A 15,315-nucleotide genomic window follows, 5' to 3' on the forward strand; every position below is an offset into this window, starting at 1 on the left:
CAAAGAGAATGGTGAGGACCACGAGTGGCGCCAGAATGATCCCTTCCCGCAGCGTCAGATCCTTGATGCCCTGCAAGGCCGGCTTGTCGAGCACGCCGAACACCACCTTGCGATAGAGCCACAGCGCATAAGCCGCCGACAGGATGACGCCCAGCGATGCCACCGTCGCGGTCGGGATGCTCACCTTGAAGGTGCCGAGCAGCGTGAGGAATTCACCTACGAAGCCCGAGGTGCCCGGCAGGCCGACATTGGCCATGGTGAAGATCATGAACACCAGGGCGTAGCGCGGCATGCGTTCCACCAGCCCGCCATAGGCGTCGATCTCGCGCGTGTGCATGCGGTCATAGAGCACGCCGATGCACAGGAACAGCGCCGCCGAGATGAGGCCGTGCGATAGCATCTGGAACAGCGCGCCCTGCACGCCCATGACCGAGCCGGTGAAGATGCCCATGGTCACGAAGCCCATGTGCGCCACCGACGAATAGGCGATGAGCTTCTTCATGTCGGTCTGCACCAGCGCCACCAGCGAGGTGATGATGATCGCGGCGACCGACAGGACGAAGACGAAGTTGGCGAACATCGCCGAGGCATCGGGGAACATCGCCAGCGAGAAACGGATGAAGCCGTAGCCGCCGAGCTTCAGCAAGACGGCCGCCAGCAGCACCGAACCGCCCGTCGGCGCCTCGACGTGCGCTTCCGGCAGCCAGCGGTGGAAAGGCCACATCGGCAGCTTCACGGCGAAGGAAGCGAAGAAGGCGAGCCACAGCCAGATCTGCAGGTCCGGTGCGAAGCGGAAGGTGAGCAGCTTGGCGATGTCGAGCGTGCCGGCCTGCCAGAACATCGCCATAATGGCGAGCAGCATGAGCACGGTGCCGGTGAAGCTGTAGAGGAAGAACTTGTAGGTCGCCTGGATGCGCCGCTTGCCGCCCCAGATGCCGATGATCAGGAACATCGGGATCAGGGTGCCCTCGAAGAAGACGTAGAACAGCGCGAGGTCGAGCGTGGCGAACACCCCGATCATCATCGTCTCGAGTACGAGGAAGACGATCATGTACTCGCGCACGCGCACGGTGACCGAGCCCCAGGCCTGCAGCACCACCAGCGGCATCAGCAGCGCCGTGAGCGGAATGAACAGGATCGAGATGCCGTCGACGCCCATACGGTAGCCGATCGAATTGCCGATCCACGGCACGTTTTCCTCGAACTGGAAGCCCGGGTTGGCCGGGTCGAACCTTGCCCACAGCCACAGGCTGAGCGCGAAGGTGACCGTCGTGACGATCAGCGAGATCCAGCGCACGAGGTTGTTGGATGCCTCGTCCCGGCCCGGGACGAGCAGCACCAAGAGGGCGCCGACCGCCGGCAGGAAGGTGATGACGGTCAGGATGTTGGCGCTCAGATTCATCCCAGAAGTCCCCCAGCAGCAATGGCCCAGGTGAGCAGCGCCGCAATCCCGATAAGCATGGCGAAGGCATAGTGATAGAGGTAGCCCGACTGCAGCCGGACCATGCGCGCGGTGACGTCCTTGACGCGTTCGCCCAGCCCCTCGGTGAGCGTCTGGTCGACCAGCCAGTCATCGAAGCCGCGCCACAGCGCCCGCCCGATCCACTTCGCCGGCCGCACGAAGATGAAATCGTAGAGCTCGTCGAAGTACCACTTGTGCACCAGGAATTGGTAGAGGCCCGGATTGGCGGCCGCCAGCCGCTTCGGCATGGCCGGGTCGCGGATGTACATCTGCCAGGCCGCGGCGAAGCCGAGCACCATGGCAATCGTGGCCGACCACTTGACCCACAGCGGCACGGCGTGCGCCGCCTCGAGCATCTCGGCACTCACCACCAGCGACCCCTGGAAGAAGTGCTCGACGTGTTCGGCGTGGCCGAAGAACTGGTCGTAGAACACCACGCCGGCGAGTACCGATCCCGCGGCCAGGATGAAGAGCGGCACCAGCATGACGTTCGGGCTCTCGTGCGGCTCGAAGGGCTCGTGCCCATGCGCCCCGCCATGCCCGGCGTCCGCATGGCCGTGCCCCCAGCGCGGCTCGCCGTGGAAGGTCAGGTGGATCAGCCGCCAGGAATAGAAGCTCGTGAACAGCGCCGCGATGACCAGCAGCCAGAAGGCGAGGTTGCCGGCGTCGCCGCCCACCGCGTAGGCCGACTCGATGATCGAATCCTTGGAGAAGAAGCCGGCAAAGCCGAGCGGCGTTCCGGGAATGCCGACGCCCGTCAGGGCGAGCGTGCCGATGATCATCAGCCAGTAGGTGGCGGGGATCTTCCTCGCCAGGCCGCCCATGTTGCGCATGTCCTGCTCGTGGTGCATCGCGTGGATGACCGAGCCGGCGCCCAGGAACAGCAGTGCCTTGAAGAAGGCGTGGGTGAACAGGTGGAAGATGCCCGCCGAGTAGACCCCTGCCCCCAGCGCCACGAACATGTAGCCGAGCTGCGAGCAGGTCGAATAGGCGATCACGCGCTTGAGGTCGTTCTGCACGAGGCCCACCGTCGCTGCGAAGAACGCGGTGATGGCCCCGATCATCAGGACGACCGTCATCGAGAAGCCCGAAGCCTCGAACAGCGGCGACAGCCGCGCCACCATGAACACGCCGGCGGTGACCATGGTCGCGGCGTGGATGAGGGCGGAGACCGGGGTCGGGCCCTCCATCGCGTCCGGCAGCCAGGTGTGCAGCAGGAACTGCGCCGACTTGCCCATCGCACCCATGAACAGCAGCAGGGTCACCACCGTCAGGGCGTGCAGGTCCCAGCTCAGGAAGCGCATGGTGTCGTCGGCATGGTCGGCGACGGCATGGAAGGCCCCGTCGAAATCCAGGTGCCCGAGCACCAGGTAGGCGCCGAAAATGCCGAGGGCGAAGCCGAAGTCGCCGACGCGGTTGACGACGAAGGCCTTGATCGCTGCGGCGTTGGCCGACGGCCGCGTGTACCAGAAACCGATGAGCAGGTAGGACGCCAGCCCCACCCCCTCCCAGCCGAAGAACATCTGCAGGAAATTGTCGGCCGTCACCAGCATCAGCATGGCGAAGGTGAACAGCGACAGGTAGCTGAAGAAGCGCGCGCGATGCGGATCGTCGGCCATGTAGCCGATGGAATAGACGTGCACCAGGCTCGACACCGTGGTGACCACCACCAGCATCACCGCCGTCAGCGTGTCGACGCGCAGGATCCAGCGCATGTCGAGGTCGCCGGACTGGATCCAGCGCATGATCTCGACCTTGGTGGCCTCGGCGTGACCCGCGGCGCCCGCGGCGGCCTCGGGGGGGAACCAGTAGCCGACGAAGACCACCCAGCTCAGCACCGCGGCGACGATCAGCAGGCCGGTCGTGATGTACTCCGACACCCTGTGTCCGATCACCCGGCCGAGCAGACCCGCGATCAGCGCCCCGATCAGCGGGAGGAAGACAATGGCTTGGATCACGGCGTCAGCCCTTCATCATGTTGACGTCTTCAACCGCGATGGAGCCGCGGTTGCGGAAGAAGGTCACGAGGATGGCCAGCCCGATGGCCGCCTCCGCCGCCGCCACCGTCAGGATCAGCAGGGCAAACACTTGCCCCGCGAGATCTCCCAGTTGCGCCGAGAACGCCACGAAGTTGATGTTGACCGCCAGCAGGATGAGTTCGATCGACATCAGGATGATGATGATGTTCTTGCGGTTGAGAAAGATGCCGAACACCCCGATGGTGAACAGCAGGGCCCCGACCGTGAGGAAATGACCCAGACCGATGCCCGTTGCCTCCAGCATGGTTACAGCCCCTGCCCTGGTTTGACCTTGACCAATTCGACACCCTCGTGGCGCCGGCGCCCCGTCTGCTTCAGCACGTCCTGGCGCTTGACCCCGGGGCGGTGGTGCAGGGTCAGCACGATGGCCCCGATCATCGCCACCAGCAGCACGGCACCGGCCGCCTGGAACAGGAAGACGTAGCGCGTGTACAGGACCTGGCCGAGCGCGCGCGTATTGTCGACGGCCTGGTCGATCGGCAGCGCCGCGGTGCCCGCGACGTCCGGCGACAGCACGAAGCTGCCAGCCACCAGCAGCAGTTCGACGAGCATGACGAGCCCGACCAGCACCCCGATCGGCGCATATTGCAGCATGCCCTGCCGCAACCGGGCGAAGTCGACGTCCAGCATCATCACGACGAACAGGAACAGCACCGCAACCGCCCCGACATAGACGACGATCAGCATCAGGGCCAGGAACTCGGCGCCGGCGAGCATGAACAGCCCGGCGGCGTTGACGAAGGTGAGGATCAGCAGCAGCACCGAGTGCACCGGGTTGCGCGAGGCGATCACCATCATGGCCGAGGCCACGGCGATGATCGAGAAGACGTAGAAGAAGAACAGCGGCAGCGTCATCTCGACCCCTTAGCGGTACGGCGCGTCGGCGACCATGTTGCGCGCGATCTCGCGCTCCCAACGGTCGCCGTTTTCAAGCAGCTTTTCCTTGTCGAAGTAGAGCTCCTCGCGGGTTTCGGTGGCGAACTCGAAGTTCGGCCCCTCGACGATGGCGTCGACCGGGCAGGCCTCCTGGCAGAACCCGCAATAGATGCACTTCACCATGTCGATGTCGTAGCGCACCGTCCGGCGCGTGCCGTCGTTCTGGCGCGGTCCGGCCTCGATGGTGATGGCCTGGGCCGGGCAGATCGCCTCGCACAGCTTGCAGGCGATGCAGCGCTCTTCCCCGTTGGGATAGCGGCGCAGCGCGTGCTCGCCGCGGAAGCGCGGGCTGTAGGCCTCTTTCTCGAAGGGGTAGTTGATCGTCTTTTTCGGCGTGAAGAAGTAGCGCATGGTCAGTCCCACGGCGCTGACGAACTCCCGCATGAGCAGCGAATTTACAACCTGGCCGAGGCGCATCAGACCGTCCCTCCATGCCAGCCCCAGCCGGTCAGCTGCAGCACGAACGCCACCACGACAACCATTGCCAGCGAGATGGGCAGGAACACCTTCCAGCCGATCCGCATGAGCTGGTCATAGCGGTAGCGGGGCACGATGGCCTTGGCGAGGGCGAAGAAGAAGAAGACCGCCGACAGCTTGAGCACGAACCACACGGCTCCCGGGATCCAGGTGAAGGGCGGCAGGTCGATGGGAGCCGCCCAGCCGCCGAGGAAGAGGATGGTGGTCATCGAGCACATCAGGATGATGGCGATGTACTCGCCGAGCATGAACAGCAGATACTGCGTCGAGGAATATTCCACCATGTAGCCGGCCACGAGCTCGCTTTCGGCTTCCGGCAGGTCGAAGGGCGGCCGGTTCGTCTCGGCAAGCGCCGAGATGAAGAAGACGATGAACATCGGGAACAGCGGCAGCCAGAACCAGTTGAGGAAGCTCAATTGCGGCACGCCCAGCACGTGCGCGAGCCCCATCTCCTGCTGTGCCACCACGATGTCGGTCAGGTTGAGCGAGCCGACGCACAGCAGCACGGTGACGATGACGAAGCCGATCGAGACCTCGTAGCTGATCATCTGCGCCGCCGACCGCAGCGAGCCCAGGAAGGGGTATTTCGAGTTGGACGACCAGCCGCCCATGATGATGCCGTAGACGCCCAGCGACGAGATGGCGAGGATATAGAGGATGCCGACATTGATGTCGGCGAGCGCCCAACCGTAGTCGATGGGGATCACGGCATAGGCCGAGAGCGCCAGGATGGACGTCACCAGCGGCGCCAGCATGAACACGATCTTGTCGGCCCCGGCGGGGATGATCGGCTCCTTGAACACGAACTTGAGCAGGTCGGCGAAGCTCTGCAGCAGGCCGAAGGCGCCGACCACGTTCGGGCCCCGGCGCAACTGCACCGCTGCCCAGATCTTGCGGTCGGCCAGCAGGATATAGGCGGTGAGGATCAGCAGCGAGACGAGGAAGAGCAGTGCCTTCCAGACGAATCCGACGTCGCTGCCCCACCCCAGGATGGGGATGCCCAAAAGATAGTTGGCCGCTGCGGCAATGAAGTCCATGTCGCGTTCCTACTCTGCCGCCAGCTGCTGCAGCCCCGCCGCCTGCGCGGCGCATTCGCCCATCACCGCCGAGGCGCGGGCGATCGGGTTGGTCATATAGAAGTCGGTGACCGGCGAAGTGAAGCGGGCGGAGCCGGTCTTCACCGACTCCTTTGCCAGCCCCCTGATGTCGGCGACGGTGCCGGCCGCGATCTGGTCGAGGCGCGCCATGTGCGGGTATTCGGCGTAGAGCGAGCGGCGCAGTTCGCGCAGGGAGTTGAACGGCAGAGCCTCGCCGAGCACGGCCGACAGCGCCCTGAAGATGGCCCAGTCCTCCTTGGCGTCGCCCGGCGGGAACACGGCGCGTTCGGCCATCTGCACTCGGCCCTCGGTGTTGACGTAGGTGCCGCTCTTTTCGGTATACGTGGCTGCGGGCAGGATCACGTCGGCGCGGTGGGCGCCGGCATCGCCGTGGGTGCCCACATAGACGACGAAGGCCTTGCCCATCGCCGACATGTCGTATTCGTCGGCGCCGAGCAGGAACAGCACGTCGAGCTCGCCCTTGCCCGCAAGGCCGATCTGGTCGGCCGAGCATACGCCCCCGGCATGGGGCACGAAGCCGATATCCAGCCCGCCGACACGACCCGCCGCATTGTGCAGCAGGCCGAAGCCGTTCCAGCCGTCGGCCAGGTTGTCGCTCATGGTCGCGATGTGCGCCGCCAGCGCAATGACGTCACGCCCGATCTGCTTGCTGTGCGCGGCCCCGTGCGACACCGCGCCCTCGCCGACGAGGACCAGCGGCCGCGAGGCCGCCTTGAGCTTCTCGCCGAATCCCCTGCCCGCCGCCACTTCAAGCAGCGCGTCGAAGCCGTCGCCGAGATACTCGTAGGGATAGGTGAGGTCTGCCTTGTCGCCGATGACCGCGATCGGAGAACTCTTCGTGCGCCAGTTCTTGAGGATGCGGGTGTTGAGCACCGCCGCTTCCCGGCGCGGGTTGGAGCCGACGATGAGAATGGCGTCTGCCTGCTCGATCCCGGCGATGGTCGGGTTGAGAATGTAGGCGGCGCGCGGCATGCCCGGGTCGATCCCGCTCATGGGCGGGCGGCAGTCGGTCATGCCCGAGCCGAGCGAGGTCATCAGCGCCTTGAGCGCATACATGTCCTCGACGGAGGCGAGGTCGCCGGCGATGGCGCCGACCTTCTTGCCGCCCCCCGAGGCCTTGATCGCCTTGGCAATGGCGGCGAACGCCTCCTGCCACGTCGCCGGCTGCAGTTTGCCGCCGCGGCGCACATACGGCCGGTCGAGCCGCTGGCTCTTGAGCCCGTCCCAGATGTAGCGGGTCTTGTCCGAGATCCACTCCTCGTTGACCGCGTCGTGGACGCGGGGCTGAATGCGCATCACCTCGCGGCCGCGGCTGTCGACGCGGATGTTGGAGCCGACCGCGTCCATGACGTCGATGGACTCCGTCTTGGTCAGTTCCCACGGGCGCGCCGCGAACGCATACGGCTTCGAGGTCAGCGCCCCGACCGGGCACAGATCGATGACGTTGGCCTGCAGTTCGCTCGACAGCGCCTTTTCGAGGTAGGTGACGATCTCCATGTCCTCGCCGCGGCCGATGGCGCCCATCTCCGAGACGCCCGCCACCTCGGTGGTGAAGCGGATGCAGCGGGTGCACTGGATGCACCGGTTCATCGACGTCTTGACCAGCGGCCCCATGTACTTGTCTTCGACGGCGCGCTTGTTCTCGACGAAGCGGCTCGAATCGACGCCATAGGCCATCGCCTGGTCCTGCAGGTCGCACTCGCCGCCCTGGTCGCAGATCGGGCAATCCAGCGGGTGGTTGATGAGCAGGAACTCCATCACCCCTTCGCGCGCCTTCTTGACCATCGGCGTGTTGGTGAAGAACTCCGGTGGCTCGCCGTTCGGGCCCGGACGCAGGTCCTTCACGCCCATGGCGCAGCTCGCTTGCGGCTTCGGCGGGCCGCCCTTCACCTCGACGAGGCACATGCGGCAGTTGCCGGCCACGGAAAGCCGCTCGTGGTAGCAGAAGCGCGGGATTTCGGCGCCGGCCGCTTCCGCCGCCTGCATCAGCGTGAAGTGGTCGGGGACCTCGATGAGCTGGCCGTCAACCTTGATGCTTGCCATCTCTTACTCCGCCGCCATCGAGGGCACGGCGCCCTCGGAGGTCGAGTTGTAGGTATAGGCGTCGATCCGCTCTTCGATTACGTGGCGGAAGTTGCGGATCAGGCCCTGGACCGGCCACGCCGCGGCGTCGCCGAGAGCGCAGATGGTGTGGCCTTCGACCTGCTTGCTCACTTCGAACAGCATATCGATCTCGCGCTTCTGGGCGCGGCCTTCGACCATGCGGGCCATCACCCGCATCATCCAGCCGGTGCCTTCGCGGCACGGCGTGCACTGGCCGCAGCTCTCGTGCTTGTAGAAGACCGAGAGCCGCCAGATCGCCTTGATGATGTCAGTAGACTTGTCCATCACGATCACTGCCGCGGTGCCGAGCGACGAGCCGGCGTCCCTCAGGCCGTCGAAATCCATGATGGCGTGGCGGATCTTCTCCGCCGGGACGCACGGCACCGAGCCCCCGCCCGGAATCACCGCCAGCAGGTTGTCCCAGCCGCCGCGGATGCCGCCGCAATGCTTCTCGATCATCTCCTCGAAGGTCACGCCCATCGCCTCCTCGAAGGTCGCGGGCTTGTTGACGTGGCCGGAGACGCACATCAGCTTGGTGCCGGTATTGTTGGCCCGGCCGATGCCCGCGAACCAGGCGCCGCCGCGGCGCAGGATTTCCGGCACGACGGCGATCGATTCGACGTTGTTGACGGTGGTCGGGCAGCCCCACACGCCCATGGCGGCGGGGAACGGCGGCTTGAGCCGCGGCTGGCCCTTCTTGCCCTCGAGGCTTTCGAGCAGTGCCGTCTCCTCGCCGCAGATATAGGCCCCGGCGCCGTGGTGGACGATGATGTCGAAGTCCCAGCCGTGGATGTTGTTCTTGCCGATCAGCCTGGCGTCATACGCCTGCTGCACGGCGGCCTCCAGCCGCTGGCGCTCGCGGATGAACTCGCCGCGGATGTAGATGATGGCGGTATGCGCGTCCATGGCGCGCCCGGCGAGCAGCGCACCCTCGACCAGGTGGTGCGGGTCGTGCCGGAGGATCTCGCGATCCTTGCACGTTCCGGGTTCGGATTCGTCGGCGTTGACGACGAGATAGTGCGGCCGACCGTCATTGACCTTGGGCATGAAGGTCCACTTGAGCGCCGTCGGGAACCCTGCCCCGCCGCGTCCGCGCAGGCCCGAGCCCTTGACCTCGTTGGTGATCCAGTCCCGCCCGGCCTCGATGAACTCCTTGGTCCCGTGCCAGGCGCCGCGTGCACGCGCGCCTTCGAGCCCCCAGTCGCCCTGGCCGTACAGATTGGTGAAGATGCGATCCTTGTCAGCGAGCATCAGCGCGGATCCTTCCCGAAGACCTTGCGGTATTCCTCGATGCCGCCGCGGGCCAGCACCGCGGCCTGCTCGAGCCAGTTGTCGCGGCCCACGCGCCCGGGGAAACCGAGTTCACCTTCGAGCGCCGCGATCTGCTCCGGCGTCAGCCCGGACAGCTGCGACCAGGTGGTGATGCCGATCTCGTTGAGGGCCTGTTCCAGCACCGGCCCGACGCCGGCGATCAGCTTGAGGTCGTCGCGGCGCCCGCTGGGTGCCTCGAACAGCCGGGCCCGGGCCGGCTTGCCGACCGCGGCGCCGCCGGCGAGCTTGCCGGCGGGCGACTCCGCGCCGGTGGCGTCCTCCCGCATGGCACGGTTCGGCGTGCCGTCGGCCTTGGCGGCGACGCCCGCCGCGAGGCGCTCCGCCTCCGCCTTTTCCATCGACACCTTGGCGGCGCGCTTGGGCTCCTTGATGGCGGGGGCGGCTTCCTCCGAAACGTCGCGCTTGCGGCCGGCCGTGGTCGGGGCTGGCGATGCTGCCGGGGCTGCCGCCGGTGCGGCGGCGGCCGGAGCCGGCGGCGGGAACTCCATCCGCGTGCGCTCCGCCGTGGGTGGCTCGAGCAGCGTCGTCGCGCCGCCTTCGGCAGCGGCGAACTGCCGGTCGATCTGCGGGCCCGGCTTGATCGAGCCGCCCTTGCCGGCGGCGAAGGCGTCGATGATCTCCTCGAGGCGCTCGGCCGAGAGGTCCTCGTAGGTGTCATGGCCGATCGCGACCAACGGGGCGTTGACGCAGGCCCCGAGGCATTCCACCTCTTCCCAGCTCAGCGTGCCGTCTTCATTGGTGTGGTGCGGCTCGGGGTGGATGCGGCGCTCGCACACCGCCCGCAGGCCTTCGGCCCCGCGCAGCATGCACGGCGTCGTGCCGCACACCTGGATATGGGCGCGGGTGCCCACCGGCTGCAGCTGGAACTGCGTGTAGAAGGTCACGACCTCGAGCGCCCGGATATAGGGCATGTGGATCATGTCGGCGACGTACTCGATCGCCTTGCGGCTGAGCCAGCCTTCCTGATCCTGGACGCGCATCAGCAGCGGCAGCACCGCCGATTGCTGGCGGCCGGCCGGATACTCGGCGATCTTGGCCTTGGCCCAGGCCTGGTTTTCGGGGGTGAAAGCGAACGAGGGCGGCTGGATCGCTTCATCTGCAAGACGGCGAACGGACATCAGCGATCAACCTCACCAAACACGATATCGAGCGAACCCAGTATGGCCGAGACGTCCGCCAGCATGTGCCCGCGGCACAGGGTGTCCATGGCGCTGAGATGGGCGAACCCCGGCGCCCGGATCTTGCAGCGATACGGCTTGTTGGTGCCATCCGACACGAGGTAGACGCCGAACTCGCCCTTGGGGGCTTCGACCGCGGCATAGACCTCGCCCTCGGGCACCTTGTAGCCCTCGGTATAGAGCTTGAAGTGATGGATCATGGCCTCCATCGAGCGCTTCATCTCGCCCCGCTTCGGCGGCACCACCTTGCCGTCGGACGACGACACGGGGCCCTTGCCTTCCGGCGAGTTCAGCAGCGCAATGCATTGGCGCATGATGCGGATGGACTGGCGCATCTCCTCCATGCGGACGAGATAGCGATCGTAGCAGTCGCCGTTCTTGCCGACCGGGATGTCGAACTCCAGGCGGTCGTAGCATTCGTAGGGTTGCGCCTTGCGCAGGTCCCAGGCGGCGCCTGAGCCGCGCACCATCACGCCCGAAAAGCCCCACGCCCACGCGTCCTCGAGCGTAACCACGCCGATGTCGACGTTGCGCTGCATGTAGATGCGGTTGCCCGTGAGCAGGCCCTCGATGTCGTCGCAGACCTTGAGGAACGGGTCGCAGAAGGCCTCGATGTCGTCGACCAGGTCCTGCGGCAGGTCCTGGTGCACCCCGCCGGGCCGGAAATAGGCCGCGTGCATGCGCGCGCCGGAAGCCCGCTCGTAGAAGCCCATCAGCTTCTCGCGCTCCTCGAAGCCCCACAGCGGCGGAGTGAGCGCGCCGACGTCCATTGCCTGGGTGGTCACGTTGAGCAGGTGCGAGAGCAGCCTGCCGATCTCGCAATAGAGCACCCGGATAAGCTGCCCGCGGAACGGCACCTCGATGCCGAGAAGGCGCTCGGCGGCAAGGGCGAAGGCGTGCTCCTGGTTCATCGGCGCGACGTAGTCGAGCCGGTCGAAATACGGCACCGCCTGCAGGTAGGTCTTGGTCTCGATCAGCTTTTCGGTGCCACGGTGCAGCAGCCCGATATGCGGATCGACGCGTTCGACGATCTCGCCATCCAGCTCGAGGATCAGCCGCAGCACGCCGTGCGCCGACGGGTGCACCGGACCAAAGTTGATGGTGAAATTGCGGACGTCCACTTCAGACATTGGTCAGCCCCGCCCTGCAGCGAAAGTGAGTAGGCAAAAACGAACAGCGACAGACGGCTTCATTGCTTGTCCTGCAGGCTGCGGATCGACGATCCGGAACATTCCCAGCCCCCTCACAACTCACCACTTACCATTCACCACTACGACGACCGCTTCTCGTCCCCCGGCAGCACGTAGTCCGTGCCCTCCCAGGGCGAGAGGTAATCGAACTGGCGGAATTCCTGCGGCAGCTTGACCGGCTCGTAGACGACGCGCTTGCGCTCCTCGTCGTAGCGGACCTCGACATAGCCCGTGGTCGGGAAATCCTTGCGCATCGGGTGGCCGTCGAAGCCGTAGTCGGTGAGGATGCGGCGCAGGTCCGGGTGACCGGAAAACAGCACGCCATAGAGATCGTAGGTCTCGCGCTCGAACCAGTCGGCGCCCGGAAACACCGGGGCGATGCTGGGGACCGGCACCACGTCGTCGGCCTCGAGCTTGATGCGGATGCGCTGGTTCTTGTGCGGGCTCAGCAGGTGATAGACCACGTCGAAGCGCCGCTCGCGTTCCGGATAGTCGACGCCGCACACATCGACGATGCACGCGAAGCGGCAGGCGGGGTCGTCCCGCAGGAAGGTCGCGACCTCGACGATGGCGTCGCGCTCCACGACCAGCGTCAGTTCGCCGTGCGCCACCGTCTGTGAAACGACGGCCGCGCCGAGCGAGCCGGCAATGTGCGCGCCGAGCGTCGCCAGCGGATCGGCAGCGACGGGCTCATCCGTAGCCATGGTGCCTACCTTTCGATGGTGCCGTCGCGCCGGATCTTCTTCTGCAGCAGCATGATGCCGTACAGCAGCGCCTCTGCCGTGGGCGGGCAGCCGGGCACGTAGATGTCGACCGGCAGCACGCGGTCGCAGCCGCGCACCACCGAATAGGAATAGTGGTAGTAGCCGCCGCCATTGGCGCAACTGCCCATGGAGATGACGTAGCGCGGCTCCGGCATCTGGTCGTAGACCTTGCGCAGGGCCGGCGCCATCTTGTTGGTCAGCGTTCCGGCGACGATCAGCACGTCGGACTGGCGCGGCGACGCCCGCGGCGCCGTGCCGAAGCGCTCGATGTCGTATCGCGGCATCGACATCTGCATCATTTCGACGGCGCAGCAGGCGAGACCGGTCTGCATCCACATCAGCGAGCCGGTGCGCGCCCAGGTGATCAGTTGCGCCAGCGTCGTTACCAGGAAACCCTTGTCGGCGAGTTCGTCATTGACCCCGGTCATGAACGAATCGTCGGCGCCGACGGGCTTGCCAGTACGCGCGTCGACCAGCCCCTTCGGTGCGGGGGCCACCAGCGGACCGCCCTGCCCACTCAATCCCATTCCAAGGCTCCCTTGCGCCACTCGTAGATGAAGCCGATCGTCAGCACGCCGAGGAAGATCAGTACGGACCAGAAACCGAACCAGCCGACGTCATGGAACGCCACCGTCCACGGAAACAGCCAGGCCACTTCGAGGTCGAAGATGATGAACAGGATGGAGACGAGATAAAAGCGCACGTCGAATTTCATGCGCGCGTCGTCGAAGGCCTCGAAGCCGGCTTCGAAGGCCGACACCTTTTCAGGATCCGGGCGCTTGATGGCGACGAGGAAGGGGGCGGCGATCAGCGCCAGGCCTATGACGGCGCACAAGCCGATGAAGATGACGATCGGCAAGTAGGTGCTGAGCAAGTCAGTCATGCGGCAGCCTGTTCTTAGCCCGGTCCGGCGACCGGCGCGCGGTTCAGCAGGCAATTATGGGCGAGCTGGACGGCGCTTTTGCGTTGCGGCTAGCCCTTAGCCTACCCCCCTTGCCGTTTCAAGGGAAACTAAAGCTGAGTACTTTCCTCCACTTCTACAAAACCTGCTGCGAGCGGCGCCCGCAGGCGCTCCGGGCCCATATGTCGCAGCGGTCTGGGAACGCCGCGCGGGCGCGTCTGCGAGACGGTGAGAATCGCTGCCGGCGGACGGCATTCGTCAGAAGTGGAAGTTGGTGCCCAGCGTGATCTGTTCGGTGGGTTCGCCACCGGTAACGGCGAAGCCGTGCAGGTACTGCGCACGCACCGTGAAGTCCTCGTTCACGGCGTATTCGACGCCGCCGCCCAGCAACACATCGTTTGCCGCCGCAGCCCCCAGGTCGATGCCGTAGCCCGCCGCGGCATAGAGCAGCACGTCGTCGGTGATGACGACGCCGGCCTTGCCGAGGATCTGGCCGTAGGCGGTATCGAAGACGTCACCGGTGAGCCCCTGCAGGGCCACCTCGGCGCCGACCAGCAGGAATTCGAATTGGGCGTTCACGCCGAGGTCGAGCCCTGCCCCGAGCTGCAGGCCCGTCCCCTCGGCGGTCTGCCCGACGCCGAAGATGCCGGCGTAGAAGCCGGTCCAGTCGAACGCCGTCGCGTCGGCGACGGGGATGCCGACAGGGGAGGACGTCACGGGCACGGCGAAGGCGTCGGCGGCGGCGGCACCCGAGAGCGGCGCGACCAAGAGCACTGCCGTGACCATCATTGTCCTGAACGGGCCCATCGCGGCCTCCGACCTCGTCTGCAACGCAGCCGCGTTCGCCCCGGTTCCCCCGACCCGGCAGGGCTCGACTGCGCGGTGATCCTGAGCATCAGATAGGTGTGCAATGAGCCGCTGTGAAGGCCGAAGCATGGCACCGTCCGCCAAGGCAGTGGCGGGGCGCGTCATCCACAGTGATCAAAGGAAAAAGTGGCGCGAGAGACGGGGCTCGAACCCGCGACCTCCGGCGTGACAGGCCGGCGCTCTAACCAACTGAGCTACTCCCGCTCGCAGCGGCTCGGCCGTGCAAACTGGCGTCCGTTTAGAGGGCAGGTCGCGACAAGTCAAGCGAGGATTGCTCGTCCCCTGCCCTGGATGTTCGGAACCGTGGAAACTGCCGCTCCGGTGCCCGTTTTCCGGGCCGGCTGGTGGGCGGTGACGGGCTCGAACCGCCGACCCTCTCGGTGTAAACGAGATGCTCTACCAACTGAGCTAACCGCCCGGGGCAGCGGCGGCGAGGGGCCGCCGGTGGCGTGGCCCTAACTAGGGTTTCGGCACCGGTCCGTCAACCACCCCAAAAGCATATGGCCCCGGCGAGCGCACGGGGCCATGTCCTGCAGAACTGCTCGAACGCTTAGTTGATCGCGTCCTTCAGGCCCTTGCCGGGCTTGAACTTGGCCTGGTTGGAGGCCGCGATCTTGATCTCGGCACCCGTCGCCGGATTGCGGCCGACGCTCGCCTTGCGCTTCGACACCGAGAAAGTGCCGAAACCGACGAGGCGCACCTCGTCCCCCTTCTTCAGCGAGCCGGTGATCGCTTCGAATACGGCATCAACGGCGTCTCCCGCCTGCGCCTTGGTCAGGTTGGCGCCTTCGGCAACCACGCCGATCAGATCGTTCTTGTTCATCGCGTTTCCTCATTGTGGAATGCCCGCCCTCGCTGGCGAACCGAAACGCGGCCACCCTTTGACGATTCTGGCTGGAACGCAAGGAAATCCGGGCATTTTCACCCGGGGCAAGCTGCATTTCTGTT

General features: G+C 66.0%; 15 protein-coding genes and 2 tRNA genes. All 17 read right to left on the reverse strand.

Annotation, left to right across the window (positions count from 1 at the left end):
- On the reverse strand, positions 1–1,402 hold a 1,402-nt coding region (locus VGD93_RS01645; protein ID WP_395008544.1), incomplete at its 3' end, for an NADH-quinone oxidoreductase subunit M.
- Positions 1,399–3,420: an NADH-quinone oxidoreductase subunit L gene (gene nuoL / locus VGD93_RS01650; protein WP_395008546.1), complete on the reverse strand. Its 2,022-nt coding sequence runs from the start codon at positions 3,418–3,420 to the stop codon at positions 1,399–1,401. The genes nuoL and VGD93_RS01645, both read right to left, overlap by 4 nt.
- Positions 3,421–3,424: 4 nt before the next feature.
- Positions 3,425–3,745, reverse strand: a complete 321-nt coding sequence (gene nuoK / locus VGD93_RS01655; RefSeq protein ID WP_395008548.1) for an NADH-quinone oxidoreductase subunit NuoK — start codon at positions 3,743–3,745, stop codon at positions 3,425–3,427.
- Between the two features lie 2 nt (positions 3,746–3,747).
- Positions 3,748–4,356, reverse strand: coding sequence for an NADH-quinone oxidoreductase subunit J (locus tag VGD93_RS01660; RefSeq protein ID WP_395008550.1), 609 nt, complete (start codon positions 4,354–4,356; stop codon positions 3,748–3,750).
- Positions 4,357–4,365: 9 nt separating this feature from the next.
- Complete coding sequence (gene nuoI / locus VGD93_RS01665; protein ID WP_395008552.1) at positions 4,366–4,854, reverse strand: NADH-quinone oxidoreductase subunit NuoI; 489 nt, start codon at positions 4,852–4,854, stop codon at positions 4,366–4,368.
- The gene (gene nuoH, locus VGD93_RS01670) at positions 4,854–5,951 is read right to left on the reverse strand and encodes an NADH-quinone oxidoreductase subunit NuoH (protein WP_395008554.1); all 1,098 of its coding nucleotides are present in this window, start codon (positions 5,949–5,951) and stop codon (positions 4,854–4,856) included. Before nuoH ends, nuoI begins: the two co-directional genes overlap by 1 nt.
- Before the next feature lie 9 nt (positions 5,952–5,960).
- Positions 5,961–8,075, reverse strand: a complete 2,115-nt coding sequence (gene nuoG, locus VGD93_RS01675) for an NADH-quinone oxidoreductase subunit NuoG (protein ID WP_395008556.1) — start codon at positions 8,073–8,075, stop codon at positions 5,961–5,963.
- 3 nt (positions 8,076–8,078) lie between these two features.
- Positions 8,079–9,386 carry an NADH-quinone oxidoreductase subunit NuoF gene (gene nuoF, locus VGD93_RS01680; RefSeq protein ID WP_395008558.1) on the reverse strand — a complete coding sequence of 436 codons (1,308 nt, stop codon included), beginning with the start codon at positions 9,384–9,386 and terminating at the stop codon, positions 8,079–8,081.
- Positions 9,386–10,585: an NADH-quinone oxidoreductase subunit NuoE gene (gene nuoE / locus VGD93_RS01685; RefSeq protein ID WP_395008560.1), complete on the reverse strand. Its 1,200-nt coding sequence runs from the start codon at positions 10,583–10,585 to the stop codon at positions 9,386–9,388. Before nuoE ends, nuoF begins: the two co-directional genes overlap by 1 nt.
- A complete protein-coding gene (locus VGD93_RS01690; RefSeq protein WP_395008562.1) occupies positions 10,585–11,775 on the reverse strand; it encodes an NADH-quinone oxidoreductase subunit D in 1,191 nt (396 codons plus the stop codon). The genes nuoE and VGD93_RS01690 overlap by 1 nt, the downstream gene beginning before the upstream one ends.
- A gap of 140 nt (positions 11,776–11,915) precedes the next feature.
- On the reverse strand, positions 11,916–12,539 hold the full coding sequence (locus tag VGD93_RS01695; protein WP_395008564.1) for an NADH-quinone oxidoreductase subunit C: 624 nt from the start codon (positions 12,537–12,539) through the stop codon (positions 11,916–11,918).
- Positions 12,540–12,544: 5 nt separating this feature from the next.
- On the reverse strand, positions 12,545–13,126 hold the full coding sequence (locus VGD93_RS01700; RefSeq protein WP_395008566.1) for a NuoB/complex I 20 kDa subunit family protein: 582 nt from the start codon (positions 13,124–13,126) through the stop codon (positions 12,545–12,547).
- Positions 13,117–13,482 (reverse strand): NADH-quinone oxidoreductase subunit A, encoded by a 366-nt coding sequence (locus VGD93_RS01705; RefSeq protein ID WP_395008568.1) that lies wholly within the window; start codon positions 13,480–13,482, stop codon positions 13,117–13,119. The genes VGD93_RS01700 and VGD93_RS01705 overlap by 10 nt, the downstream gene beginning before the upstream one ends.
- 276 nt (positions 13,483–13,758) lie before the next feature.
- A complete protein-coding gene (locus VGD93_RS01710) occupies positions 13,759–14,307 on the reverse strand; it encodes an outer membrane protein (protein ID WP_395008570.1) in 549 nt (182 codons plus the stop codon).
- A 187-nt stretch (positions 14,308–14,494) separates the two neighbouring features.
- Positions 14,495–14,571 (reverse strand) — tRNA-Asp (locus VGD93_RS01715).
- A 138-nt stretch (positions 14,572–14,709) separates the two neighbouring features.
- Positions 14,710–14,785: transfer RNA gene (locus VGD93_RS01720), tRNA-Val, on the reverse strand.
- A 132-nt stretch (positions 14,786–14,917) separates the two neighbouring features.
- Positions 14,918–15,190 carry an HU family DNA-binding protein gene (locus VGD93_RS01725; protein WP_395008572.1) on the reverse strand — a complete coding sequence of 91 codons (273 nt, stop codon included), beginning with the start codon at positions 15,188–15,190 and terminating at the stop codon, positions 14,918–14,920.
- Positions 15,191–15,315 lie beyond the last annotated feature (125 nt).

Source organism: Devosia sp., from assembly GCF_036406155.1.
Taxonomy (GTDB): domain Bacteria; phylum Pseudomonadota; class Alphaproteobacteria; order Rhizobiales; family Devosiaceae; genus Devosia_A.

Excerpts from the sequence above, each read along its gene's own strand:
- nuoK (WP_395008548.1), bottom strand. The coding sequence starts at position 3,745 with ATGCTGGAGGCAACGGGCATCGGTCTGGGTCATTTCCTCACGGTCGGG.
- VGD93_RS01660 (WP_395008550.1), bottom strand. The coding sequence starts at position 4,356 with ATGACGCTGCCGCTGTTCTTCTTCTACGTCTTCTCGATCATCGCCGTG.
- nuoI (WP_395008552.1), bottom strand. The coding sequence starts at position 4,854 with ATGCGCCTCGGCCAGGTTGTAAATTCGCTGCTCATGCGGGAGTTCGTC.
- nuoH (WP_395008554.1), bottom strand. The coding sequence starts at position 5,951 with ATGGACTTCATTGCCGCAGCGGCCAACTATCTTTTGGGCATCCCCATC.
- nuoG (WP_395008556.1), bottom strand. The coding sequence starts at position 8,075 with ATGGCAAGCATCAAGGTTGACGGCCAGCTCATCGAGGTCCCCGACCAC.
- nuoF (WP_395008558.1), bottom strand. The coding sequence starts at position 9,386 with ATGCTCGCTGACAAGGATCGCATCTTCACCAATCTGTACGGCCAGGGC.
- nuoE (WP_395008560.1), bottom strand. The coding sequence starts at position 10,585 with ATGTCCGTTCGCCGTCTTGCAGATGAAGCGATCCAGCCGCCCTCGTTC.
- VGD93_RS01690 (WP_395008562.1), bottom strand. The coding sequence starts at position 11,775 with ATGTCTGAAGTGGACGTCCGCAATTTCACCATCAACTTTGGTCCGGTG.
- VGD93_RS01695 (WP_395008564.1), bottom strand. The coding sequence starts at position 12,539 with ATGGCTACGGATGAGCCCGTCGCTGCCGATCCGCTGGCGACGCTCGGC.
- VGD93_RS01700 (WP_395008566.1), bottom strand. The coding sequence starts at position 13,126 with ATGGGATTGAGTGGGCAGGGCGGTCCGCTGGTGGCCCCCGCACCGAAG.
- VGD93_RS01705 (WP_395008568.1), bottom strand. The coding sequence starts at position 13,482 with ATGACTGACTTGCTCAGCACCTACTTGCCGATCGTCATCTTCATCGGC.
- VGD93_RS01710 (WP_395008570.1), bottom strand. The coding sequence starts at position 14,307 with ATGGGCCCGTTCAGGACAATGATGGTCACGGCAGTGCTCTTGGTCGCG.
- VGD93_RS01725 (WP_395008572.1), bottom strand. The coding sequence starts at position 15,190 with ATGAACAAGAACGATCTGATCGGCGTGGTTGCCGAAGGCGCCAACCTG.